Annotated in this window: 25 protein-coding genes and 1 tRNA gene; 14 read left to right on the plus strand and 12 right to left on the minus strand. The window is 72.7% G+C overall.

All coding sequences use genetic code 11. The features are described 5' to 3' along the window. Positions 1-81: 81 nt before the first annotated feature. From ACFYXS_RS00370 to ACFYXS_RS00405, 8 genes are all read left to right on the plus strand, one after another. Positions 82-1,032 carry an ABC transporter ATP-binding protein gene (locus tag ACFYXS_RS00370; protein WP_389242187.1) on the plus strand — a complete coding sequence of 317 codons (951 nt, stop codon included), beginning with the start codon at positions 82-84 and terminating at the stop codon, positions 1,030-1,032. Continuing rightward, positions 1,032-1,763: an ABC transporter permease gene (locus ACFYXS_RS00375; protein ID WP_389242189.1), complete on the plus strand. Its 732-nt coding sequence runs from the start codon at positions 1,032-1,034 to the stop codon at positions 1,761-1,763. The genes ACFYXS_RS00370 and ACFYXS_RS00375 overlap by 1 nt, the downstream gene beginning before the upstream one ends. A gap of 41 nt (positions 1,764-1,804) precedes the next feature. Next, a complete protein-coding gene (locus ACFYXS_RS00380) occupies positions 1,805-3,019 on the plus strand; it encodes a sensor histidine kinase (RefSeq protein WP_389242191.1) in 1,215 nt (404 codons plus the stop codon). Then, entirely contained in the window at positions 3,016-3,630 is a 615-nt protein-coding gene (locus tag ACFYXS_RS00385; RefSeq protein WP_389242193.1) for a response regulator, read from the plus strand. The genes ACFYXS_RS00380 and ACFYXS_RS00385 overlap by 4 nt, the downstream gene beginning before the upstream one ends. A 627-nt stretch (positions 3,631-4,257) precedes the next feature. Further along, a complete protein-coding gene (locus tag ACFYXS_RS00390; RefSeq protein ID WP_389242195.1) occupies positions 4,258-4,926 on the plus strand; it encodes a class I SAM-dependent methyltransferase in 669 nt (222 codons plus the stop codon). A 22-nt stretch (positions 4,927-4,948) separates the two neighbouring features. After that, the gene (locus tag ACFYXS_RS00395) at positions 4,949-5,827 is read left to right on the plus strand and encodes an N-acetylmuramoyl-L-alanine amidase (protein WP_389243462.1); all 879 of its coding nucleotides are present in this window, start codon (positions 4,949-4,951) and stop codon (positions 5,825-5,827) included. 129 nt (positions 5,828-5,956) lie between these two features. Then, positions 5,957-6,790, plus strand: coding sequence for a hypothetical protein (locus ACFYXS_RS00400; RefSeq protein WP_389242197.1), 834 nt, complete (start codon positions 5,957-5,959; stop codon positions 6,788-6,790). Between the two features lie 164 nt (positions 6,791-6,954). Then, the gene (locus tag ACFYXS_RS00405) at positions 6,955-7,350 is read left to right on the plus strand and encodes a hypothetical protein (RefSeq protein WP_389242199.1); all 396 of its coding nucleotides are present in this window, start codon (positions 6,955-6,957) and stop codon (positions 7,348-7,350) included. Positions 7,351-7,431: 81 nt separating this feature from the next. Here ACFYXS_RS00405 and ACFYXS_RS00410 read toward each other — a convergent pair whose 3' ends face one another. After that, the gene (locus tag ACFYXS_RS00410) at positions 7,432-7,968 is read right to left on the minus strand and encodes a hypothetical protein (RefSeq protein WP_389242201.1); all 537 of its coding nucleotides are present in this window, start codon (positions 7,966-7,968) and stop codon (positions 7,432-7,434) included. Positions 7,969-8,113: 145 nt separating this feature from the next. Here ACFYXS_RS00410 and ACFYXS_RS00415 point away from each other — a divergent pair, with 145 nt between their 5' ends. Next, the gene (locus ACFYXS_RS00415) at positions 8,114-8,401 is read left to right on the plus strand and encodes a hypothetical protein (protein ID WP_319662531.1); all 288 of its coding nucleotides are present in this window, start codon (positions 8,114-8,116) and stop codon (positions 8,399-8,401) included. A gap of 28 nt (positions 8,402-8,429) precedes the next feature. On the opposite strand, the gene ACFYXS_RS00420 is transcribed toward ACFYXS_RS00415, so the two are convergent. From ACFYXS_RS00420 to ACFYXS_RS00430, 3 genes are read right to left on the minus strand one after another with little or no spacing between them, the layout of a single operon-like run. Next, the gene (locus ACFYXS_RS00420) at positions 8,430-9,533 is read right to left on the minus strand and encodes a prenyltransferase (RefSeq protein WP_389242204.1); all 1,104 of its coding nucleotides are present in this window, start codon (positions 9,531-9,533) and stop codon (positions 8,430-8,432) included. After that, positions 9,530-10,267 (minus strand): class I SAM-dependent methyltransferase, encoded by a 738-nt coding sequence (locus tag ACFYXS_RS00425; RefSeq protein WP_319662533.1) that lies wholly within the window; start codon positions 10,265-10,267, stop codon positions 9,530-9,532. The genes ACFYXS_RS00420 and ACFYXS_RS00425 overlap by 4 nt, the downstream gene beginning before the upstream one ends. Before the next feature lie 43 nt (positions 10,268-10,310). Beyond that, entirely contained in the window at positions 10,311-11,642 is a 1,332-nt protein-coding gene (locus ACFYXS_RS00430; RefSeq protein ID WP_389242206.1) for a glycosyltransferase family 4 protein, read from the minus strand. A gap of 372 nt (positions 11,643-12,014) precedes the next feature. On the opposite strand from ACFYXS_RS00430, the gene ACFYXS_RS00435 reads away from it, so the two are divergent. Next, a complete protein-coding gene (locus ACFYXS_RS00435) occupies positions 12,015-12,635 on the plus strand; it encodes a TetR family transcriptional regulator (RefSeq protein ID WP_389242208.1) in 621 nt (206 codons plus the stop codon). Positions 12,636-13,188: 553 nt separating this feature from the next. After that, entirely contained in the window at positions 13,189-14,301 is a 1,113-nt protein-coding gene (locus tag ACFYXS_RS00440) for a prenyltransferase/squalene oxidase repeat-containing protein (RefSeq protein ID WP_389242210.1), read from the plus strand. A gap of 29 nt (positions 14,302-14,330) precedes the next feature. Here the strand turns inward: ACFYXS_RS00440 and ACFYXS_RS00445 are convergent, their stop codons facing one another. Continuing rightward, positions 14,331-15,500: a steroid 3-ketoacyl-CoA thiolase gene (locus ACFYXS_RS00445; protein WP_389242212.1), complete on the minus strand. Its 1,170-nt coding sequence runs from the start codon at positions 15,498-15,500 to the stop codon at positions 14,331-14,333. A 149-nt stretch (positions 15,501-15,649) separates the two neighbouring features. Between ACFYXS_RS00445 and ACFYXS_RS00450 the strand changes: the two genes are divergently transcribed. The 3 genes from ACFYXS_RS00450 to ACFYXS_RS00460 all read left to right on the plus strand — a co-directional run bounded on the left by ACFYXS_RS00450 (position 15,650) and on the right by ACFYXS_RS00460 (position 17,785). Beyond that, positions 15,650-16,264: a dihydrofolate reductase family protein gene (locus ACFYXS_RS00450; protein ID WP_389242214.1), complete on the plus strand. Its 615-nt coding sequence runs from the start codon at positions 15,650-15,652 to the stop codon at positions 16,262-16,264. Positions 16,265-16,386: 122 nt separating this feature from the next. Then, complete coding sequence (locus tag ACFYXS_RS00455; RefSeq protein WP_389242216.1) at positions 16,387-17,646, plus strand: cytochrome P450; 1,260 nt, start codon at positions 16,387-16,389, stop codon at positions 17,644-17,646. Positions 17,647-17,710: 64 nt separating this feature from the next. Then, positions 17,711-17,785, plus strand: a tRNA-Val gene (locus tag ACFYXS_RS00460). Between the two features lie 68 nt (positions 17,786-17,853). Here the strand turns inward: ACFYXS_RS00460 and ACFYXS_RS00465 are convergent. The 7 genes from ACFYXS_RS00465 to ACFYXS_RS00495 form a co-directional block, all read right to left on the minus strand. After that, positions 17,854-19,008 (minus strand): tyrosine-type recombinase/integrase, encoded by a 1,155-nt coding sequence (locus ACFYXS_RS00465; RefSeq protein ID WP_389242218.1) that lies wholly within the window; start codon positions 19,006-19,008, stop codon positions 17,854-17,856. Beyond that, on the minus strand, positions 19,008-19,199 hold the full coding sequence (locus ACFYXS_RS00470; RefSeq protein ID WP_389242220.1) for a helix-turn-helix domain-containing protein: 192 nt from the start codon (positions 19,197-19,199) through the stop codon (positions 19,008-19,010). Before ACFYXS_RS00470 ends, ACFYXS_RS00465 begins: the two co-directional genes overlap by 1 nt. Further along, positions 19,196-20,587 (minus strand): replication initiator protein RepSA, encoded by a 1,392-nt coding sequence (gene repSA, locus ACFYXS_RS00475; protein WP_389242222.1) that lies wholly within the window; start codon positions 20,585-20,587, stop codon positions 19,196-19,198. The genes ACFYXS_RS00470 and repSA overlap by 4 nt, the downstream gene beginning before the upstream one ends. Next, positions 20,580-20,765 carry a hypothetical protein gene (locus ACFYXS_RS00480; protein WP_389242224.1) on the minus strand — a complete coding sequence of 62 codons (186 nt, stop codon included), beginning with the start codon at positions 20,763-20,765 and terminating at the stop codon, positions 20,580-20,582. Before ACFYXS_RS00480 ends, repSA begins: the two co-directional genes overlap by 8 nt. A gap of 91 nt (positions 20,766-20,856) precedes the next feature. Further along, entirely contained in the window at positions 20,857-21,174 is a 318-nt protein-coding gene (locus tag ACFYXS_RS00485) for a SpdD-like protein (RefSeq protein ID WP_389242226.1), read from the minus strand. 11 nt (positions 21,175-21,185) lie between these two features. After that, a complete protein-coding gene (locus ACFYXS_RS00490; protein WP_389242228.1) occupies positions 21,186-21,344 on the minus strand; it encodes a hypothetical protein in 159 nt (52 codons plus the stop codon). Between the two features lie 12 nt (positions 21,345-21,356). Next, positions 21,357-21,548: a mobile element transfer protein gene (locus ACFYXS_RS00495; protein ID WP_319159126.1), complete on the minus strand. Its 192-nt coding sequence runs from the start codon at positions 21,546-21,548 to the stop codon at positions 21,357-21,359. Positions 21,549-21,567 lie beyond the last annotated feature (19 nt).

Consider the following 21,567-nt stretch of genomic DNA (forward strand, 5'->3'; position numbering starts at 1 on the left):
CGCACCCATGACATTTGTCCTGGGGAACCGCGTACTTTCCCCTCTGCCCCGGCCCGGCCCTCCCCCCGTACCGTCGTGGGCATGACGACGACTGTGAGCTTCACCCGGGCGGTCAAGACCTTCGGCGCGGTACGCGCCGTGGACAAGGTGGACCTGGAGATCCGTCGCGGTGAGTCCGTGGCCCTGCTCGGCCGCAACGGGGCGGGCAAGTCCACCTCGATCAGCCTGCTGCTGGGGCTGGACGCCCCCGACAGCGGCGAGGTCCGGCTCTTCGGCGGCACCCCGCAGGAGGCGGTGCGGGCCGGACGCGTCGGCGCGATGCTCCAGGACGGCCGGCCGATCCCCCGGGTCACGGTGCGGGAACTGCTCACCTTCGTGGCCCGCACCTACCCCGACCCGCTGCCCGTCGCCGAGTCCCTGGAACTGGCCGGGCTCACCGACTTCGCGGACCGCCGGGCCGACCGGCTCTCCGGCGGCCAGTCCCAGCGCGTGCGCTTCGCGGTGGCGCTGGCCGGCAACCCCGAACTGATCGTGCTGGACGAGCCGACCGCCGCCCTCGACGTCGAGGCCCGCCGCTCCTTCTGGGAATCCATGCGGGCCTACGCCGCGCGCGGCAACACCGTGCTGTTCTCCACGCACTACCTGGAGGAGGCCGACGAGAACGCCGACCGCATCGTGGTCATCGACCGCGGCCGGATCGTCGCCGACGACAGCGGCGAGCGCATCAAGCGCGCGGTCGGCGGCAACCTGGTCGCCTTCGACCTGGCCGGCGCCGCCACCGAGGGCCTGCGGCAACTGCCCGGCGTGGTCTCCGTCGAGGTCCGCGGCGACCGTGCCCACCTGCGCAGCTCGGACTCCGACGCCACCGTGGTCGCGCTCGCCGACCGCGGCATGATCCGCGGCCTGGAGGTGAGCGCGGCCAGCCTGGAGGACGCGTTCCTCAGCCTCACCTCGCGCGACGCCGACGACGCGCCGGCCGACTCCCCCGCCACCCCGACCACCCCGGCCACCCTGAAGAAGGAGAACGTCTGATGCTGTTCGCCTACGTCACGCTGGAGATCCGCCGCACCCTGCGGGACACCGGCTTCGTGATCTTCGGGATCGGCATGCCGGTCATGATGTACCTGCTCTTCACCAACCTCGGCGTCTCCGGCTCCGACGAGGACAAGGCCGCCGCGCTGACCGCGATGATCGGCATGGCCGCGTACGGCGCGCTGGGCTCCGCCCTGGCCGCCGGCACCGGCGTCGCCGAGGACAAGGGGCACGGCTGGCTGCGCCAGTTGCGCATCACCCCGATGTCGCCGTTCCAGGTGGTCGTCGGGCGCTGCCTCAGCGGCTCGGTCACCGTGCTCCCCTCCATCATCGCCGTCCTGCTCGCCGGGGGCGTCGTCAACGGCGTCGAACTGCGGCCGTGGCAGTGGGCGGCGATCGCCGCCCTGCTGTGGGCCGGCACCGCGCCCTTCACCCTGCTCGGGCTCGGCAACGGCTACCGGCTGACCGCGCAGACCACCGGAGTCGTCAACGTCGCCTGCAACCTGGGCCTGTCCGTCGTCGGCGGTCTGTGGTTCCCCACCTCGCTCTTCCCCGGCTGGCTGCGGGCGGTCTCCCGGTGGACCCCGTCCCACCGCTTCGGGGAGCTCGGCTGGAGCGTCACCGGCGGATCGGCGCCGCACCCGGGCACCGTCGCGGTCCTGGCGGGCTGGACGGCACTGTTCGCGGTCTACGCGATGTACGCCTACCGGCGCTCGGCACGCACCGTGTGATGAACCCCCCGCACAGCACCCACGAGGAAGGCGGACCGGTCATGACCGTGTCGGAGGAGTGCGAGGCCGCACGGGAGCCGTGGACGTCCCGCGCCTGGCGCGCGTGGGAGCGTCGCCGCCCGCGCGGTCCGCGGGACATCTCGGAGGCGATCGAGGACCTCAAGGCCCCCACACCCCTGAGCTTCCTGCCCTGGCTGCTCATGGGGGTGGGCGCGCTGTCCCACCTCCTCCAGGGCGACGCGTCCAACCCGTGGCTCGGCGCACTCGGCCTTCTGACCTTCAACTCCCTCTATGTGGGCGTCGCGTTCACCGCCTTCAACCCCCGGGCCGTGGAGCGCGGGGTGCCGCGGCTGCTGCTGCTCCCGCTGGGCGCCCTCACGTACGCGCTCGCCATCGGCTACGGCGGCAGCTGGCTGCTCTTCTTCCCGCTGCTGTCGCTGGCCGTCGGGATCGTCGTGCGCGGCCGGCACATGGGCCTCGTCCTCGTCGGACTGGCCGTGTCCGCGGGCGTGCTCTCCGGCTGGCGCAGCGACGACCTGTGGAACGGCGTCTCCATGGGCTACGGATCGCTGATCTCGGGCCTGGTGACCGCCGCGATGCTCCGGCTCTTCGACGCCGTCGCCCAACTGCGGGCCACCCGGCAGGAACTGGCCCGGCACGCCGTCGCCGAGGAGCGGCTGCGCTTCTCCCGCGACCTGCACGACCTGCTGGGCCACACCCTCTCGGTGGTCGTCGTGAAGTCCGAGGCGGCCCGCCGGCTCGCCCCGCGCGACATCGACGCCGCGCTGGCCCAGGTCGCCGACATCGAGGCGGTCGGCCGGCAGGCCCTCACCGAGATCCGCGAGGCCGTCACCGGCTACCGCGAGGGCAGCCTGTCCACCGAGCTGGACCGGGCCCGCTCGGCGCTCACCGCGGCCGGCGTCGAGGCGGTCGTCGTGGAGACCGGCCCGCCCCTGCCGCCGCAGGCCGAGGCGCTGCTGGGCTGGGTCGTACGGGAAGGGGTCACCAACGTCGTACGGCACAGTGGCGCCACCTCCTGCCGCATCGAACTGGCCAGCGGCGGCGGGCAGGTGCGGCTGGAGATCACCGACGACGGGCAGGGCGTAGGCTCGGAGCCGATCACCTCCGGTTCGGGCCTGAAGGGCCTCACCGAGCGGCTGGCGGCGGCGGGGGGCTCCCTGCGGGCGGGACCGGCGCCGCGCACCGGGTTCCGGGTGGTCGCGGAGCTTCCGGTGGAGGAGGAACAGGCCGCATGAGCAGCGTCGTGAAGGTCCTGCTGGCGGAGGACCAGGGCATGATGCGCGGCGCCCTCGCGCTGCTGCTCGACCTGGAGGACGACATGGAGGTCGTCGCGCAGGTCTCCGCGGGCGACGAGATCGTGGCCGCGGCGCTGCAGGCCCGGCCGGACGTCGCGCTGCTCGACATCGAGCTCCCCGGACGCAGCGGGCTCGACGCGGCGGCGGACCTGCGGGAGCGGCTGCCCTCCTGCAAGGTCCTCATCCTCACCACCTTCGGCCGCCCCGGCTACCTGCGCCGCGCGATGGAGGCCGGCGCGGCGGGCTTCCTCGTCAAGGACGGCCCCGTCGAGGAGCTGGCCGCGGCCATCCGCCGCGTCCTGGCCGGCCACCAGGTCATCGACCCCGCGCTCGCGGTCGCCGCCCTGAGCACGGGGCCGAGCCCGCTGACCGCGCGTGAGCAGGACGTCCTCAACGCGGCGGTCGACGGGGCGACGGTCGCGGACATCGCGGCGCGGGTGCGGTTGTCGGAGTCGACGGTGCGGAATTATTTGTCGTCGGCGATCGGGAAGACGGGGACGCGGAATCGGATGGAGGCGGTTCGGGCGGCGCGGCACAATGGGTGGCTCTGACGTCACCCACCCACCCTCCCGAGCGCCCGGCGCGGTCAGTCACCCCGACGCGCGTTTCGTGGGGTGCCGGGGTCGGGGCCTCCGGGGCTGGCCATTCTGGACAGCACATTTACGTGCGTTTCCAGCACCTGCCCCTCCCATCCCTGCCCGGATACCGCACACAAATATGCTCCACAGTCCAGAACACCCACCCCTACGCCCCCGCCCCCTCCGTAGTTGTATGCGCCTGATCCCCGGAGGGGGGAGAAGCGGCACCGTGCACGGGCCACACGTTGGCGCAACGCCGCCCACGTGCGCAGCCGTCACCGCCAACACCCCCTCCGCGGATCAGGCGCAGGACGAAGCGGAGGGGGCGGGGGAGGTGAGGGCACCCCCGGCCGGAGGCTGGGGGAGGGTGGATGTTCTGGATGGTTCGGGACATTTGTGCGCAGGGCCCGGGCAGGGACGGGATGAGCAGGTGCTGGAAACGCGCGTGAATATCACAGTCCAGGACGTGCAGCCCCGGAGGCCCCGACCCCGGCCCACCCACCACGCGCGCCGAGGCACCTGACCGCGCCGGGCTGGGGGTACCCCCCGGCCGAAGGGTGGGGGAGGGCGGGGAAAGTACCTCACGCGGGATGCGGGAGCATGGTCCCCATGCGCACGCCATCCGCTGACGTCCTGGCCTCGTTCACTGCCGCCAAGGGATTCATGCCCCCGCACGAGGGCCTCGCCCTGTACGCCGCCGCCGCGGACGCGGCCACGCGGCTGCCCGGGCTGCCCCTGCTGGAGGTCGGTACGTACTGCGGCCGGTCGACGATCCTGCTGGCCGCCGCCGCGCGGGAGGCGAAGACCGTCGCCGTGACCGTCGACCACCACCGCGGCAGCGAGGAGCAGCAGCCCGGCTGGGAGTACCACGACCCGACGCTGGTGGACCCGGAGGTCGGCCGGATGGACACGCTGCCGGCGTTCCGGCGGACGCTGCACGCGGCCGGCCTGGAGGAGTACGTGATCGCGGTGGTGGGCCGCTCCCCGCAGGCGGCGGCAGTGTGGGGGACGCCGCTGAGCCTGGTCTTCGTCGACGGCGGCCACACCGACGAGCACGCGACGAACGACTACGAGGGCTGGGTGCCGCACCTCGCCGAGGACGGCCTGCTGGTGATCCACGACGTGTTCGAGGACCCTGCCGACGGCGGTCAGGCGCCGTGGCGGATCTACCGCAGGGCCCTGGAGTCGGGGGCGTTCACGGAGCTCTCCGTGACCGGTTCGCTGCATGTCCTGCGCCGTACGGGCCCGGGAATCGGGCCCGGCCGATAGCATCGCGGACGTGTTCAAAACGATGGGCAGCACCGCCGCGGTCGTGACCGCGGCACTGGTACCGACATGTGCGGCGGCGTGGCTGGTGTGGGGCGCGACGGGCGACCCCTCGGACCAGGGGCGCGACAGGGCCGTCCCCGAGAGTGTGGCCGCGCTGCCGTCGGGGCGGATGTCCGCGCCCGCGCGCGGGACGTCGGACGCCAAGGCCCCGATGAGCACGAAGCCGCTGGCGGGGCGGGTCGTCGTGCTCGATCCCGGCCACAACCCCACGAACAACCGGCACACGAGCGCGATCGCCCGCAAGGTGGACATCGGCACCGCCCGCAAGGAGTGCGACACCACCGGTACGGCGACCAACGCCGGGTACCCGGAGGCGTCGTACACCCTGGACGTGTCACGCCGGGTCCGCAAGATCCTCGCGGCACGCGGGGCGACGGTGAAGTTCACCCAGGACGGCAACCGCGCCTACGGCCCGTGCATCGACGAGCGGGCCCGGATCGGCAACAACGCGAAGGCGGCCGCGGTGGTGTCGGTGCACGCCGACGGTTCGGCGGCCGGCAACCGCGGCTTCCACGTCATCCTGCCCGCCTCCGTCCACAAGGGCGTCGCGGACACCCGGGCGATCACCAAGCCCTCGCGGGCGCTCGGCATCGCCCTCAGGGACCACTTCAAGAAGGCGACCGGGACCAAGCCGTCCAACTACATCGGCGGCGGCACGGGCCTGGACGTCCGCAACGACCTGGGCGGGCTGAACCTCAGCAGGGTGCCGAAGGTGTTCATCGAGTGCGGCAACATGCGCGACCCCAAGGACGCGGCCCTGGTCACCAGCGCGGCGTGGCGCCAGAAGGCCGCGCAGGGCATCGCCGACGGCATCACGGCGTACTTGGAGGGCCGCGGGTGAGCGGCAGGTGAGCGTTGGGTCCCGATCCTGTCACCGGAGCCCCTACCGGGCGCACCCGTCGGCAACACCCCCCATACGATGGGGAACACGTGGCTAGAGCGACGACGAGACGACTGAGAAGGACCCCTAGTGAATAACCGCTCCCTCACCCGAGGAGACGGCGCGGCGATCGGCGCGGCGCTCCTGCTGCTGATCGCCTCGTTCCTGAACTTCTACACGCTCAAGGGATGCAGCTCCTCCGAGTGCGGGGCCAGCGCGTGGAAGAGCGAGCTGTTCCCGCTGCTGCCGTCGGTGCACCTGCTGGGCCTGGTCGCCGCGGGGCTGTTCATCGCCGCGCGCTTCCAGCCCGAGGGCCGCAAGGTGCTCGGCATCGGCCTGGAGCAGTGGGGCGCGGTGCTCGCGGTCGCCGCGGCGTGGGACGCGCTGTGGTCGCTGTTCAACGGCCAGGAGGCCTGGGAGCTGGGCGCCGGCGCCTACCTGTCGTTCGTCGCCGCCGCCGCGCTGGCCGCGGTGATACTGCTGTCGCTGCAGGGCCTGCCGGCCCTCAAGGCGGGTCTGCTGCCGGCGCCGCGCCCGCAGCAGCCGCAGGCGTACGGGCAGCCGGGCCAGCCCTACCCGGGCGCCCAGCAGACGGGGCAGACCGGTTACGGCCACCCCGGGCAGCAGCCCGCCCCGGACCAGTCCTTCGGCAGCGGTGCGCCGCAGTACGGCTACCCGCAGCAGAACCAGCAGCCGGCCCAGCCGCAGCACCAGCAGCCGGCGGCGGAGTTCGCGGCGTTCTGGTTCGCGGTGCCGGTGGCCCGCCCGCTGTACGCCGAGGACGGCTCGGGCTCCCCGATCGCCGAACTCACCCCGGGCACCTGGTACCTGGCGGTGGACCAGCACGGCCAGTCCCTGGTCGCCCAGACCCAGGACGGCCGCCGCGGCGTCCTCCAGGACACCAGCGGCATCCAGCGCGGCTGATCCGTTCCGGCACGCTTCGCCCCCTTCGCCCCACCGGCCTGCCGGTGGGGCGAAGCGCTTTCCCAAATGCCGGTAAATAAAACATATGAATTTTGACAGGGACAGGTAAGGTACGCGTCTGTCCCTCGATCACACGATCGCCACATCTGCACACGGGAAACTCAGTGAATCTCGACTTCAGCGCCGAACCGCTCTTCTCCTGGTACGTCGTACTCCTGATGGTCAGCGGTATCGCGATGATCGTCATCGGCGCGGTCAACTCCGGAGGCCTCAGCCGCGGCTGGCGCGCCTTCAACGTGCTCGCCGGTGTCGCCTTCACGGGCTACGGCATCTACCTCGGATTCATCTTCCACGGTGGCGAGTACGTCATCTTCTTCAAGGCGTTCATCCTGCCGGTGCTCATGGTGGTCAACTTCTTCCGCGCGCTGGCCGCCCGGACCAGGGTTCCCTCCGCCCCGCAGCAGATGATGGCGCCCCCGGCGCCACCCGCCTACGACGCGGCGGGCACGGTGCCCGCGCCGGCCGCCGCCCCCGTGGCGAGCCCCACGCAGCAGGCCTGACACGCGAGAGCCGTGCCCCGGACCGTACACACGGTCCGGGGCACGGCTCTGTCGCTTCCGGGGTGGCGGAGCCGAAGGGGCTCAGCCGCCCGCGAGTTGGCCCAGGGACGGGATCTGGTCGGTGACCTTGGCGCCGCCCTGCCGGCCGGCGGACTTCACGTTGGTGATGGTGTCCTGGAAGGTGCTGACGACGTCGTCCGTGCCCTCGCCCTTGCGCAGCTTGGACGGCAGGTCCTTCAGCGCGTCGATGCCGGACGTGAGCGGCGCGACCAGCTTGGACAGGGTGGGGTCGGCCTTGGCGTTGTCGGAGGCGGCCTTGAGCCGGTTGTAGGCGAACGCGCCGGCCAGGGCCGCCTTGACCATCGCGGTCCTGCGGCCGTCGGCGCCCTTCTTGAACTTGCCCGCCCGGTAGGGCTTGACGATCCACTGGTAGGTGGCACCGGCGGCGAGACCGGCGTTGGCGACGAAGCGGGTCTTGGCCAGCTTCTGCTTCTGCACCGAGGCCGTCGGGCTCGCGGTGCCGGCGCTGCCGGTCGTGTCGGAGTCGCCGCCGCAGGCGGGAACGAGGAGGAGCAGACCCGCCATCAGGAAGGCGGTCAGGACGCGGCGCAGGGGCATGAAGGACTCTCCGGTGGGGGATGCGGTGCGTGATCGCATCCTCACCCGGGGCCCGGCGGCCGGCCAGCGCAGCGGGCCGTACGGGGAGTCATGCACTGGCCGGGGAACGACGTTTCAGTCACCCGATCGGGGCAAGACGGCAGGTATGTCCAGACGATATCGCGGCAATCTCGCCGCCACCATCATCATGGTCGTGGCGGATGTGGCGGCATTCATCCTGATCCTGTGGATCGTCCTGTGGATGCTCGACGCCAACCGGGCCAACGATCTCGTGGAGTGGATCCACGACATGGCGACCTGGCTCGGCGGTTGGGCCCACAACATCTTCTCCCCCGACTCGGCGTGGGCGCGCACCCTGCTGAACTACGGTCTGCCGGCGGCGGTCTACCTGATCATCGGGCACGCCGTGGCAGGGCGGGTCAACCGGGCCTGACCCACGAGGCACCGGCCCCCGGCCGGGCTCAGCCGGCGGAGCAGCAGCCCGCGGCCTCCGGAACGAGCCCCAGGGGAAGCCGGTCGCCCCCGAAGACCGCCGTCGTCGCCTCGTCCCCTCCCAGGGCGGCGACGGCCAGCAGCACGGCGCCCGCGGTCCAGGTCGTCCGCTCCTGCGGCCAGAAGGCCGGGGCGCCGTCCGTTCCGGCATCCCCTTCGAAGACGTACCCGGTCCAGTACATGCCGTCCTCGGCCCGCAGGTGCTGGATCGCGGCGAGGATCTCCACCGCACGGTCGGACTCGCCCATCGCCCACAGGGCGAGGGCGAGTTCGGCGCTCTCGCCGCCGGTCACCCACGGGTTGGGGACGACGCAGCGCACCCCGAGGCCGGGCACGACGAAGTCGTCCCAGCGGGACTCCAGGCGGTCCTTCGCGGCCGCTCCGCGCAGCACGCCGCCCAGGATCGGGTAGTACCAGTCCATCGAGTAGCGGTCCTTGTCCAGGAACCGCTCGGGGTGGCTCAGCACGGCGTGCCCGAGCGCGCCGGTGGCCAGCTCCCAGTCCGGCTGCGGGTCCTCGCGGTGCTCGGCGACCGCCAGCGCGCAGCGCAGCGCCTGGTACATCGACGAGCAGCCGGTCAGCAGCGCCTCGCGCGGGTACGTCCCGTCCGCCTCGCGCTTCCAGGCGATCGCGCCGCCCGGCAGCTGGAGCTCCAGCACGGACTCGATCGCCGCGTACAGCACCGGCCACATCCGCTCCAGGAACGCGTCGTCCCCGGTGGACAGGTAGTGGTGCCAGAGGCCGACCGCGATGTAGGCGCAGAAGTTGCTCTCCCGGCCCCGGTCGGTGGGCTCGCCCTCCGCGGCGTCGGCGTAGCCGTACGCCGCGTACCAGGAGCCGTCCTGGTTCTGCCGGCGGGCGAGCCAGGTGTAGGCCGCGTCGGCGCGGTCGTGCTCGCCGGCGGCGTCCAGCGCCATGGCGGCCTCGACGTGGTCCCACGGATCGAGGTGGCCGCCGTCGAACCACGGTATGGCGCCGTCGGGGCGCTGCACCGCGAGGATGCCGGCGACGGTGGCCGCGGCCTGCTGCGAGGTCAGGACGCCGGGCAGGACGAGGTGTTCGGTCCGCCTCACGCGTCGACGCCCGCCTTCGGGGCGTGCGGCTTGGTGGCGTAGGCGACGAAGCTCTTGCCGATCAGCGGGTTGAGCGCGTTCTCGGCGAGCCGGGTGGCCAGCGGCTTCTTCATGATGTCCCACACCAGCAGCTTGTGGTACAGCTTCACCGGCAGGGCCTTGTCGTTGTCCACGCCGACCGCGCACTTGATCCACCAGTACGGGGAGTGCAGCGCGTGCGCGTGGTGGCTGCCGTAGGGGCGCAGGCCCGCCTCGCGGATCTTGCCGAGCAGCTCGTCGGCCCGGTAGATGCGGATGTGACCGCCCTCGACCTCGTGGTAGGCGTCCGACAGCGCCCAGCAGACCTTCTCCGGCCCGTAGCGCGGCACCGTCACGGCGAGCAGCCCGCCGGGCTTGAGGACCCTGACCATCTCGGCGAGCACGCCCTTGTCGTCCGGGATGTGCTCCATGACCTCGGAGATGATGACCCGGTCGAAGCTGTCGTCGGGGAACGGCAGATTGAGCGCGTCGCCCTCCATGGCGGTGGCGGTCGCGCCGGCCGGCGCCTCACCGGCCTCCTTCATGGCGGCGAACCACTTGGCGACCTCGCGGATCTCCTCGCCGTTGCGGTCCAGGGCGACCACGTCCGCACCGCGCCGGTAGCACTCGAAGGCATGGCGGCCCGCGCCGCACCCGAGATCCAGGACGCGGTCCCCCGCGGCGAGGGGGAACCGGGAAAAATCGACGGTCAGCACGGAGCGTCGCCTTTCTCTTGCGGCGGTCGTGTGCGGCGCGGCATCAGATCCGCGCCGCCTGCGGGGCGGGGGTGCGTGCGGTCTGCGGCCGTGGGCCGCCGGCGGCCTCGATGACCGCGCGGTAGTGCTCCGCGGTGCCGATGGCGGCCCGTTCCCAGGTGAAGCGGGCCAGGACGCGTTCACGGCCGGCGCGGCCGAGGCGGTGGCGCAGCGCGGAGTCGGCCAGCAGCCGGCCGAGCGCGGCGGCCAGCGCGCCGGAGTCGCCCGGTGGGACGGCCAGGCAGGTCTCGCCGTCGGGTCCCGCCACCTCGGGGATGGCGCCGCCGGTGGTGGCGACCAGCGGCGTGCCGGTCGCCATGGCCTCGGCGGCGGGCAGCGAGAACCCCTCGTACAGCGAGGGCACGCAGGCGACCTGCGCACTGCGCACCAGGTCGACGAGTTCCGCGTCGCTGATGCCCTTCACGAACCGCACGGCGCCGGACAGGCCGAGGCGTTCGATGGCGGCGGCGACCGGGCCGTCGTCGGCGCGCCTGCCGACCACGACCAGGTGCGCGTCGGGTTGCTCGGCGCGGACCGCGGCGAGCGCCTCCACGAGGTGGATCAGGCCCTTGAGCGGAACGTCCGCGCTGGAGGTGGTGACGATCCTGCCGGACACCTCGGGCACCGAGGGGTCGGGCGAGAACAGCCCGGTGTCGGCGCCGATGTGCACCACGTGCACCCGGTCCTCGCGCACCCCGAGGTGGTCGACGATCTCCTGGCGGGAGGTGCCGGAGACGGTGAGCACCGAGGGCAGCCGACGGGAGACCCGCTTCTGCATCCGGGTGAAGCCGTACCAGCGGCGCACCGAGGCACGGCGCTTCCAGCCCTGCGCGGCGTCCAGATCCAGCTGCCGGTCGACGGTGATGGGGTGGTGGATGGTCGTCACCAGCGGCGCGCCGAGCGCGCCGGGGCCGCCGAGCAGGCCGTAACCGAGCGTCTGGTTGTCGTGGACGACGTCGAAGGCACCGCGCCGCGCGGCCAGATGGCGGCGGGCCCGCAGGCTGAAGGTGAGCGGCTCGGGGAATCCGCCGGTCCACATGGTGGCGACCTCGAGCGCGTCGACCCAGTCGCGGTACTCACCGCGCCCCGGCGTGCGGAACGGGTCCGGCTGCCGGTAGAGGTCGAGGCTCGGAAGTTCGGTGAGGGTCACTGCGCCATCGGGGTCGTCCACGACGTCCAGGACGGGGTACGGCTGGGAGCCGATCACCTCGACGCTGTGGCCCAGCCGGGCGAGTTCGCGGGACAGATGGCGGACGTAGACGCCCTGACCCCCGCAGAACGGGTTCCCCTTGTAGGTGAGCAGCGCGATCCGGAGCGGCCTGGCCTCTGCGGTCACTCACGGCCCCCTTCTCGCTGCACGTCGGCCGGAGCGTAGCCGCCCGCGCCTTGCTAGAACAAGTTCCAGATTCGGTTACTCGGGAGTTGCCCGAGAGCTTGAAGATACCTGCCCCGGTGCGGGCACCCTGGGCCGGGACAGGTGATTCGCGCCACTGTGCGGAAGCCCGCCGGGAAAACCCCCGGCGCACCGCCCGCGACCGCCCGGCGGCACGGCCGCGGGAGCCCGTGACGGGGCCCCGGGCAGGGCGCCTGACGGGGCCGCCGGCGGGACTGGGGGCGGTACTGCCGGGGACCCCGGACGGCCCGCCGCGGGTGCGCGGGGCGCGGTAATCTGGCGGGAATCTCCGCGCCGCACACCGGATTGGGCCAGATGACCGCAGCTCCCCAGCCGTCCCCGGTGCCGCTGACCGAGCGTCAGGAAGCCCGTCGCCGCCGCATCCTGCAGGCCAGCGCGGTGCTCGCGGGCCGGGGCGGCTTCGACGCGGTGCAGATGCGCGAGGTGGCCGAGCGCTCGGACGTCGCGCTGGGAACGCTCTACCGGTACTTCCCGTCCAAGATCCACCTGCTGGTCGCCACGATGCAGGATCAGCTGGAACGCCTCCACGAGGCGCTGCGCAAGCGCCCGCCCGCCGCGGCCGGGCCGGCGGACCGGGTGGCCGAGACGCTGATGCGGGCGTTCCGCGCGATGCAGCGGGATCCGCATCTCGCGGACGCGATGGTGCGGGCCCTGAACTTCGCGGACCGCTCGGTCAGTCCCGAGGTGGACGCGGTGTCACGGCTGACGACGGCGATCATCCTCGACGCGATGCGGCTGGACGGGCCGCCCGGCGCCGAGTTGCTGTCCGCGATCCGGGTCATCGAGCACACCTGGCACTCGGCGCTCGTCACCTGGCTCTCGGGCCGCGCCTCGATCGCCCAGGTCAAAGTCGACCTCGAGACGGTCTGCCGCCTGATCGACCTCACCGCTCCCCCGGAGCCGGCGGCCCGCTGAGCCGGTGGCGCGGGAGCGGAGCCCATGGCGGGGCGGGCGTGAGGGCAGTCCCAATGACGCCGTGAGGAAGGGGCGTTGCACTCGGACCAAGCCTGGTGCGGGACTCCGATCGCCTGCCGCCCGGCGGGAGCGCCGCTGGAACACGTGCCGACCGGGGTGAGCCCGCACGGCCGGCCGGGCGCCGGTCCCGGCGCGGGCCTGCGACGGCGGGCACGTACCCGCCGGCGGTAAACGGTGCCTTCCGGGTCCCGGGCGGCCGCCCGCCCTCGCTGACGCATCGTCGGAAAGGCGCGCGGCCGGACTGATACCCGTTCCAGTCACGAGGGCCCCTCGCGGCAGGCGCGTACTCCGCCCTCCCGGTCCACGCCGGTCGCATACGCGGCGGTATGAGCCGTTCCGGTAAGGGCGTTGTGAGGGTCGTGTGAGCATCGCCGCACGGGGTGGCCACAAAGAGGTGGCGGCACCCGGTTAAGGTGTGCTCGAACGACCCGTCCGGTGCCGTGTCCCGCGCCCTCCCGCCGCGCGCGACCGCTCGACCGAAAGGCACCCGCCGATGCTTCTGCGCCGCACCGCGGCGGCGGCCCTGGCCGCCTTCAGTGCCCTGGCGATCGCCGCCTCGCCGGCCCCCGCGACGCGCCCCGCCGCGCTGTACGGCGCGGCGGACCCCACGTACGACGGTGTGTGGCGCCAGTCGTACGCGCTGCTCGCGCTGCACGCGGCGGACACCCCGCCGGCCGAGGGCGCGGTGGCCTGGCTGGCCGGGCAGCAGTGCGCGGACGGCGGCTTCGCCTCGTACCGCGCGGACCCGACCGTGCCCTGCGACGCCGCGGCCGAGGACACCAACGCCACCGGCATAGCCGTGCAGGCCCTCGCCGCCCACGGCGAGGACTTCGCCGCGAAGCGGGGCGCCGACTGGCTCGCCAAGGTGCAGAACCCGGACGGCGGTTGGTCCTACAACCCCGGGGGCACCACCGACGCGGACTCCACCGGCGTCGCCATCGGCGCGCTCAAGGCCGCCGGGACCGACGTGAAGTCCGTGACCACCGACGGCATGGGCCCGTACGACGCGCTGCGCGCGCTGCAAATACCCTGCGGGCACCAGGACGGGGGCGCCTTCACCTACCGGCGGCAGGCCGGCACCGGCGCATCGGCGGCGAACGCCAAGGCCACCGTGGACGCGGTGCGCGCCGCCGAGGGCGCCGGCTTCGTGGTCGAGGCCCCCGCCCAGGACATGCCGCCGCGCTCGGCCTGCGAGGGCAGCGCCGCCGACGCGGGCGCCGCCTGGCTCGTCCGGCAACTGGGCGCGGGCGGAGGTTACTTCAGCTCCGCCCCGCAGACGCCCGATTTCGGCACGACCGCCGAGGCGGTCGTGGCACTCGCCGCCGGCGGCCACCTCGACGCCGCCCGGGACACCTACAACTGGCTGGCCGGCCACGCCGAGGGCTGGTCGCAGGACAATCCCGCCGCGCTGGCCCAGTTGGCCCTGGCCGCGTACGCCACCGACAGCCCCACCCGCGATCCCGTCACCCGGCTCAGCGCGCTCCTCCCCCCGCAGCAGCAGGCCGAGTCCTCCGGCGGCGACTCGGTGTGGTGGCTGGCCGGCACCGGCCTGGTCGCCGTCCTCTGCCTCGGTGTGCTGCTCGCGGGGCGCAAGACCCGTATCTGACCGTCCGGTCCGGGGCCGCGCTGCCGCGTTCAGATCCGCTGGATGATCGTCCCGGTCGCCTGAGCGCCACCCGCACACATCGCGATCAGGGCGAACTCCTGGTCCGTGCGCTCCAGTTCGTGCAGCGCCGTGGTGATCAGGCGAGCACCGGTCGCACCCACCGGATGGCCCAGCGCGATGGCTCCGCCGTTGACGTTGACCTTCTCCAGGTCCTGGCCGAAGACCTGTGCCCAGGACAGCACCACGGAGGCGAAGGCCTCGTTGATCTCGACGAGGTCGATGTCGTCCAGGGTCATGCCGGCCTTGCCGAGCACGGCCCGTGTCGCGTCGACCGGCCCGTCGAGGAGGAATCGGGGGTCCGCGCCGACCAGCGCCTGGGCCACGATGCGGGCCCGCGGGCGCAGCCTCAGCGCCCGCGCCGTCCGCTTGGACGCCCACATCACGGCCGCCGCGCCGTCGGAGATCTGCGAGGAGTTCCCCGCGGTGTGCACGGCCGCCGGCATGACCGGCCGCAGCCCGGCCAGCGCCTCCATGCTGGTGTCGCGCGGGCCCTCGTCCCGGTCGACCAGCCGCCCCGCGCCCTGCCCGGCGAGCTGCTCCTCCTCGGTGGTGGGCATCTGCACCGCGAAGGTCTCCCGCTTGAAACGCTCCTCTGCCCAGGCACGCGCCGCCCGCTCCTGGGAGATCAGCCCGAGCCCGTCCACGTGCTCCCGGGTCAGTCCGCGGCGCCGGGCGATGCGCTCGGCGGCCTCGAACTGGCCGGGCAGGTCCACGTTCCACTCGTCCGGGAGGGGCTTGCCCGGCCCGTGCCGGGAGTCGCTGCCCAGCGGCACCCGCGACATGGCCTCCACGCCGCAGCCGATACCGATGTCGATCACCCCGGCCGCGATCATGTTGGCGACCATGTGGTTGGCCTGCTGCGAGGAACCGCACTGGCAGTCGACGGTCGTCGCCGCGGTCTCGTACGGCAGGCCGCGGGCCAGCCAGGCGGTGCGCACCGGGTTCGCCGCCTGCTCCCCGGCCTGCGTGACCGTGCCGCCGACGATCTGCTCCACGGCGTCGGGCTGGACACCGGTGCGGGCCAGTAGTTCGCGGTACGTCTGGCCCAGCAGATGGGCGGGATGGAGGGCGGCGAGCGCGCCGCCGCGCCGGCCGATCGGAGTGCGTACGGCTTCGACGATGACGGCTTCGGAGGCCATGTACCTCGCCCTTCCACGGCGGCAACCCGTACGCGTTCCCGTTTCGTCAGGCAGTCTGCTTACCGCCGGTACAGGGGCGCAAGGGTCGTGCACGCGGTGGAGTGCCGGGTGGGCGATGAGTTCGGGCGGCGAGCCGGGTCTGCCCTCACATGACACGCATCATCGCCGACATCTCGGTCTCCCTCGACGGCTTCGTCACCGGGCCCGACGCCGGCCCGGACAACGGTCTGGGCGACGGCGGCAGGGCCCTGCACACCTGGGTGTTCTCCGACGACCCCGACGACCGCCGGTTCCTGCGCGAGACGACCGCCCGCTCCGGCGCCGTCGTCCTCGGCCGCCGGCTCTTCGACGTGGTCGACGGACCGAAGGGCTGGAGCGACGAGATCGGCTACGGCGCCGGCGAGGTCGGCAGGCCCGCGTTCGTCGTCGTGACGAGCTCGCCGCCGGAGTCCGTGCGACTCACCGGCCTCGACTGGACGTTCGTCACCACGGGCCTGCCCGACGCCGTCGCCGTCGCACGTGAGCGGGCCGAGGCGGCCTCGTCGCGACAGGGCAGGGACCTCGACGTCGTCCTCATGGGCGGCGGCGCGACCGTCGGCTCGGCGTTCGAGGCCGGGCTGGTCGACTCGCTGACGCTGCACCTCGCACCCGTCGTGCTGGGCGCCGGGACACCGCTGTTCACCGGAGGATCACCGCGGGCGCTGGTGCAGCGGAGCGTGACCGTGACGTCGACGGCCACGCACCTGACGTACGACATCGTCTGACGGGGCGGGAGGTCCTTGCCTCGCGGCGGCCGCGCAATTAGCGTCGACGCTCCCAGTTGACGGTCCGTCATTTCCCAGGGGGCCGTCGGCCTCCTCCCCCGCCTGCCGGAAGGCTGCCGCCGATGCCCGCCCCCACCGGCCACGCCCGCCCCACCTGCCCCGCCCTGCCGGACGGCTTCGACCCCACCGACCCCGACCTCAACCAGGAGCGCGTCCCGCTCCCCGAGTTCGCCGTCCTCCGGGAGACCGCCCCCGTCGTCTGGGTCCCCCAGCCGCACGGCCTCGCCGGCTTCGGCGACGACGGCTACTGGGCGGTCACCCGGCACGCCGACGTGCGGACGGTGTCCACCGACCCCGAGACCTTCTCCTCCCGGGCCAACACCGCGATCATCCGCCTCCACGAGCACATGCGGCGCGACCGCATCGACGCCCAGCGGCTGATCCTGCTGAACATGGACCCGCCCGAGCACACCCGGCTGCGCCGGATCGTGCAGCGCGGCTTCACCCCGCGCGCCGTCCGCGCCCTGGAGGACGCCCTGCGCGAGCGCGCGGGCCGCATCGTCACCGAGGCCGCCGCGCGGGGCGGCGGGGACTTCGTCACCGACATCGCGTGCGAGTTGCCGCTGCAGGCCATCGCCGAACTCATCGGCGTCCCGCAGGAGGACCGGGCCAGGATCTTCGCGTGGTCCAACCGGATGACCGGCTACGACGACCCCGAACTCGCCGTCACCGAGGAGACCGCCGCCCAGGCCTCCGTCGAGCTCATCGCGTACGCCATGGGCATGGCCGCCGAGCGCAAGGCCCACCCCGCCGACGACATCGTCAGCACGCTCGTCGCCGCCGAGGACGAGGGCAGTCTGACCGGCGACGAGTTCGGCTTCTTCGTACTCGTCCTGGCGGTCGCGGGCAGCGAGACCACCCGCAACGCCCTCACCCACGGCATGCACGCCCTGCTCACCCACCCGGAGCAGTGGGACCTCTTCCGCGCCGAGCGCCCCCGCACCACGGCGGACGAGATCGCCCGCTGGGCCACCCCGGTCACGTCCTTCCAGCGCACCGCCACCCGGGACACGGAACTCGGCGGCGTCGAGATCGCCGCAGGCGACCGCGTGGGCCTCTTCTACGCCTCCGCCAACCACGACCCGGAGGTCTTCACCGACCCGGGCACATTCGACATCACCCGCGACCCCAACCCCCACCTCGCCTTCGGCGGCGGCGGCCCTCACTTCTGCCTCGGCGCCGGCCTCGCCCGCCTGGAGATCGACCTGATCCTCCACGCCATCGCCGACACCGCCCCCGCCATCCGCCTCGCCGGCACCCCCCGCCGCCTCCGCTCCCCCTGGCTGAACGGCGTAAAGGAACTCCCCGTGACCTACGCCTGACCGCGCGCGTGCGATTGCTGGGCAGGGGGTATGGCAGGGTAGGGTGTGCTTTCGCGTGTCCAGCGGGCGTGTAGCTCAGCGGTAGAGCGCTGCCCTTACAAGGCAGATGTCGGCGGTTCGAAACCGTCCACGCCCACCAGCGAAAAGACCCCCAGCCGGTGATGGCTGGGGGTCTTTGACATCCCGATCCGACATCAACGGCCACGCTCACTCACGGCCGGGACGCCTCCGGAGCAGCCGGTCCATGTGACTCAAAGCCTCACGCTGGGTGTCCTGCACGACGTGCGTGTAGACGTTCATCGTGACGGCGATCTGGCTGTGCCCGAGGATCTCCATCACCACGCGGGGCGCGACGCCGGCCGCGGTGAGGAGCGTGGCGCAGCCATGCCGGGCATCGTGCAGCCGGATCACGCGAAGGCCCGCGCCGCCAGCGACGCGCGTGAACGAGCGGTACAGGTTCCGCGGCTCGACGGGTCGCCCCGTGCGAGTGGTGAAGACGTAATCGGTCTCCGCCCACTGCTCCCCCGCCCGCTCCCGCATGGCCGCCTGGCGCATCCGCTGCCACCGCAGAGGCGCGACACACATCGCCGGCAAAGGCAGCGACTGCTTACGGCGGCGTCCCTTGGGATCGTCGTCGTACAGCTCCCCATGGACCCGCTGACGCTGCTTGCGGACCCGGATCACGCGCTGCTCCAGGTCGACGTCCTGCCAACGAAGACCGACGATCTCCCCGCGCCGGAACCCGAGTGCGATGGCGATGACGAAGGCCGCGTACAGCGGATCAGTCCGAGCCGCCGCGAGGAAGTCGAGCGTCTCATCCAGCGACCACGGCGACAGGTCGCGCTGCTCGACCTGTGGCGGCTCGACGAGCGACACCACGTTGCGCGCGATCAGCTCCTCGCGGCAGGCAGCCGACAGCGCGGAGCGCAGCACCTTGTGCGACTCCTTGGCGGTGGCCGCGGTGGTCTGCTGCTCCAGACGTGCGAGGAAGCGGCGGACGTCGGCGACGCTCAGGGCGTCCAGCTTCTTGGCGCCGAGCATGGGCACCAGGTAAAGCCTGACGTGCACTTCGTACTTGGCGAACGTCGTGCGCTTCCGCCGGGGCTTGATGACGTTCTCCAACCAGTACGGCAACCATTCGCCGAGCTTGGCCGACCGGGTAGGCACCGGGATGCCGGACTCGACCTTGGCCAGCAGTTCCCGGCGCTTGACGTCACACTCGACCCAGGTCTTGCCGTAGGCGAACTTGCGGGCCCGGGTGCCGTCCGGCTGGAGGACGTAGACGGCGGCTTGGTAGCGGCCGTCCTTGCGCTTGGTGATGGTGCCGGCGCCGTTGGGGTTGCGCTTGCGCTGTCCGGGCATCAGGCAGCGGCCTCCTCTGTCTCGCGGGTGATGAAGTCCCGTAGGGCGTCGGCGGGGATGCGGCGGGCGCGGCCGATGGTGATGGAGACCAGGCGGCGCGAGCGGATCAGGTCGTAGACGGTGGAGCGTCCGAGCTTGAGCCGGGCCATGACTTCCGGCACGGTCAGCAGCTCTGCGGTGGCGGTCGTCATGTTGCGGTTCCTTCCAGGGCCAGTTGGTCGTGCAGGGCTTCGCGGGCGGTCTCGCGGTTGAGCTGGAGGTCCCGGGCGATGGTCGCGGCGAGGGCGGATTCGCCGGGTGTGTGGCCGTGGCCGGCGTATTGCCAGTCGGCCAGGACCAGGACGGTGTCCGGTTCGATGGGCTCCAGGCCGAGGTCGGCGTGTTCTTGGGCGGCGCGGTAGTCGGCGCGTTCCTGGCGAAGGGCGCCGAGGGTGGTGGAGTAGGCGCGGGATTTGGTGGAGAAGTGGCCGCGGAAGCCGAGCATGTGTGCCCAGGGCCACAGCCGCCGGTCGGGGTAGAGGTCGTCGAGGTCGCGGCAGGCTTGGATGAGGCGGCGGGCGTGGTCGGGCACCTGGTGGCGGTCGAGTTCGGCGAGTTCGCCGATGCGGCGGTCGAGGGTGCCGGTGTTCTCGGCGGCTTTGGTGGCGTACTTGGCGACGTAGGACGCGACGGCCTGTTCGGTGATGTCGGAGCCGTCCCCGAACGCCTTGACCGGTCGGACGTCGAGCTGGGCGCCCCAGCGGAAGGTCCGGGCAGGTTGGTCAGCAGCCGCCGGGACGCTGACGCTCGTGTACGCGTGGTGGGCGGCGGCGCGGATGGCGTCTTCCAGTAGGCCCGTGGTCGCCCAGGCCGGGGGCGTGGTGTCGGGACCGTCTGGGCCGTCGAGGCGGATGACGGCGTGGAAGTGGACGGCTCCGCGTTTTTGGAACTCGGCGACCTTGCCGAAGGAGACGCGCAGGACCTCGGCCATGGCCCGCTGGGTGAGGCCGGCGCGGGCGGCGATCTCTCGGCGGAGCCGGTTGGTGAAGCGCTGCCACAGTTGCCCGGCGTGGTTGTTGAACAGCACCGCTCCCGCGTAGTCGTACGTGGTGGGGTCGAGCGCGGTGCCGAGCGCTGCATCGTCGGCGGGGTGCTGGGTGCCGCAGCGGCAGCGGCCGGTGTCGGGCCGGTTGTGCACGCGGCCGAACGAGGGGGCGGTGAGGGTGGCGAAGACCCGGGGGTGATCCCGCACCGTGCCGGGGATGTCGCGGCGGTCGTCGCCAGCCAGGCCCGCGCGGATGAGGTGGTAGGTGTCGCCGGCGTAGGTCCAGGCGCAGGCCGAGCAGCGGGAGGCGCGGCGGTTGCCGCAGGCGATACGGAGGCGTCCGCCGGGTTCGTTCTCTGTGGAGTAGTGGTGCAGGGTCTCGCCGCTGGTCTTGTCTTTGGTGAGGGTCCAGCCGGTCAGGTGGATCGGGTCGGAGCAGCCGCCGGTGCGGTGGACCTGTTCTTCCCAGCGGTGGAAGCCCGGGGACCCGGCCACCCGCAACAGGTCGGTGAGGGTGGTCGGGTCCAGGCCCGCGAGGGTCGCGGTGTCAGACACGGGCGCCCTCCCGCGTCCGCCCCGGGTGGAGGGTGCCGGCGCCGTGGCAGGCCGGGCAGTGGACGGTGAGGGTGCGCAGGTGTCCGCGGTGGTCGCGGCCACCGAGGGTGACGGCGGCGGAAGCGAAGCCGTCGCAGGCCGGGCAGATCCGCGGCGGGGGCGGTGTGGGGTGGGTCATGATGGGGGTTCCTTCCGGATCTCTGGTTCGGGCAGGGGCACGGCTCCCGGGGCGGCGGATACTTGGCGGTTGAGACCGCCCCGGGGGCCGGTCAGCGCTGACGCTGGCCGTTGAGCATCGAGCGCAGAACGACGGCGCACACGGCGACCGATGCGGCGGTGACGGCGACCGCCAGAAGCAGCGACACCAGGACCGTGCCGACGACCAGGACCACGGCCGTGCCGCCGCCGACGAGCGCGACCAGAGCGCCCGGGGTGAGCTGCACGACGGGCCGGGACGACACCGGAGCAGCCGGAGCAGGCGCGGGAGCAGCGGTCGGGGCGGACGGCACGATGGCGGTCGCCTCGACCGGCAGCGGCATCACGGTGCCGGTGGGGACGGGGTTGGTGGGGATCTTCGGCCGGAGCATGAGCGGTCTCCCTACTTCTCGATGAGGGTGTCGATGACGGGGGCGAGGAGGCTGTCGGCGATGAGGTAGCCGCCCAGGAGCAGCACCAGGACCAGCCAGAACGGTGGGCGGATGAGCTTGCAGCCGAGGTAGCCGACGACGATCAGGGCGAACCAGAGCGGGACGTCCACGGGCGGGGTCTCCTATCGGGCCGTGCAGCGGTGGGTGCGGGCGGCCAGCTGAGCGGCGGACTGGCTGGAGTAGTCGGCGGACCAGCCGCAGCGGTCGTTGGTGCACACCGCGGCGTGCTTCGTCTGGCCGTGCCGGTCGCGGTGGGTGCCGATCTGCACAGGGCCGATCCGCATCACGGAGTGGAAGAAATCGCGGGCAGGCATGACGGTGGTTCTCCTCTCG

The organism is Streptomyces sp. NPDC002574 (assembly GCF_042889545.1).
GTDB lineage: Bacteria > Actinomycetota > Actinomycetes > Streptomycetales > Streptomycetaceae > Actinacidiphila.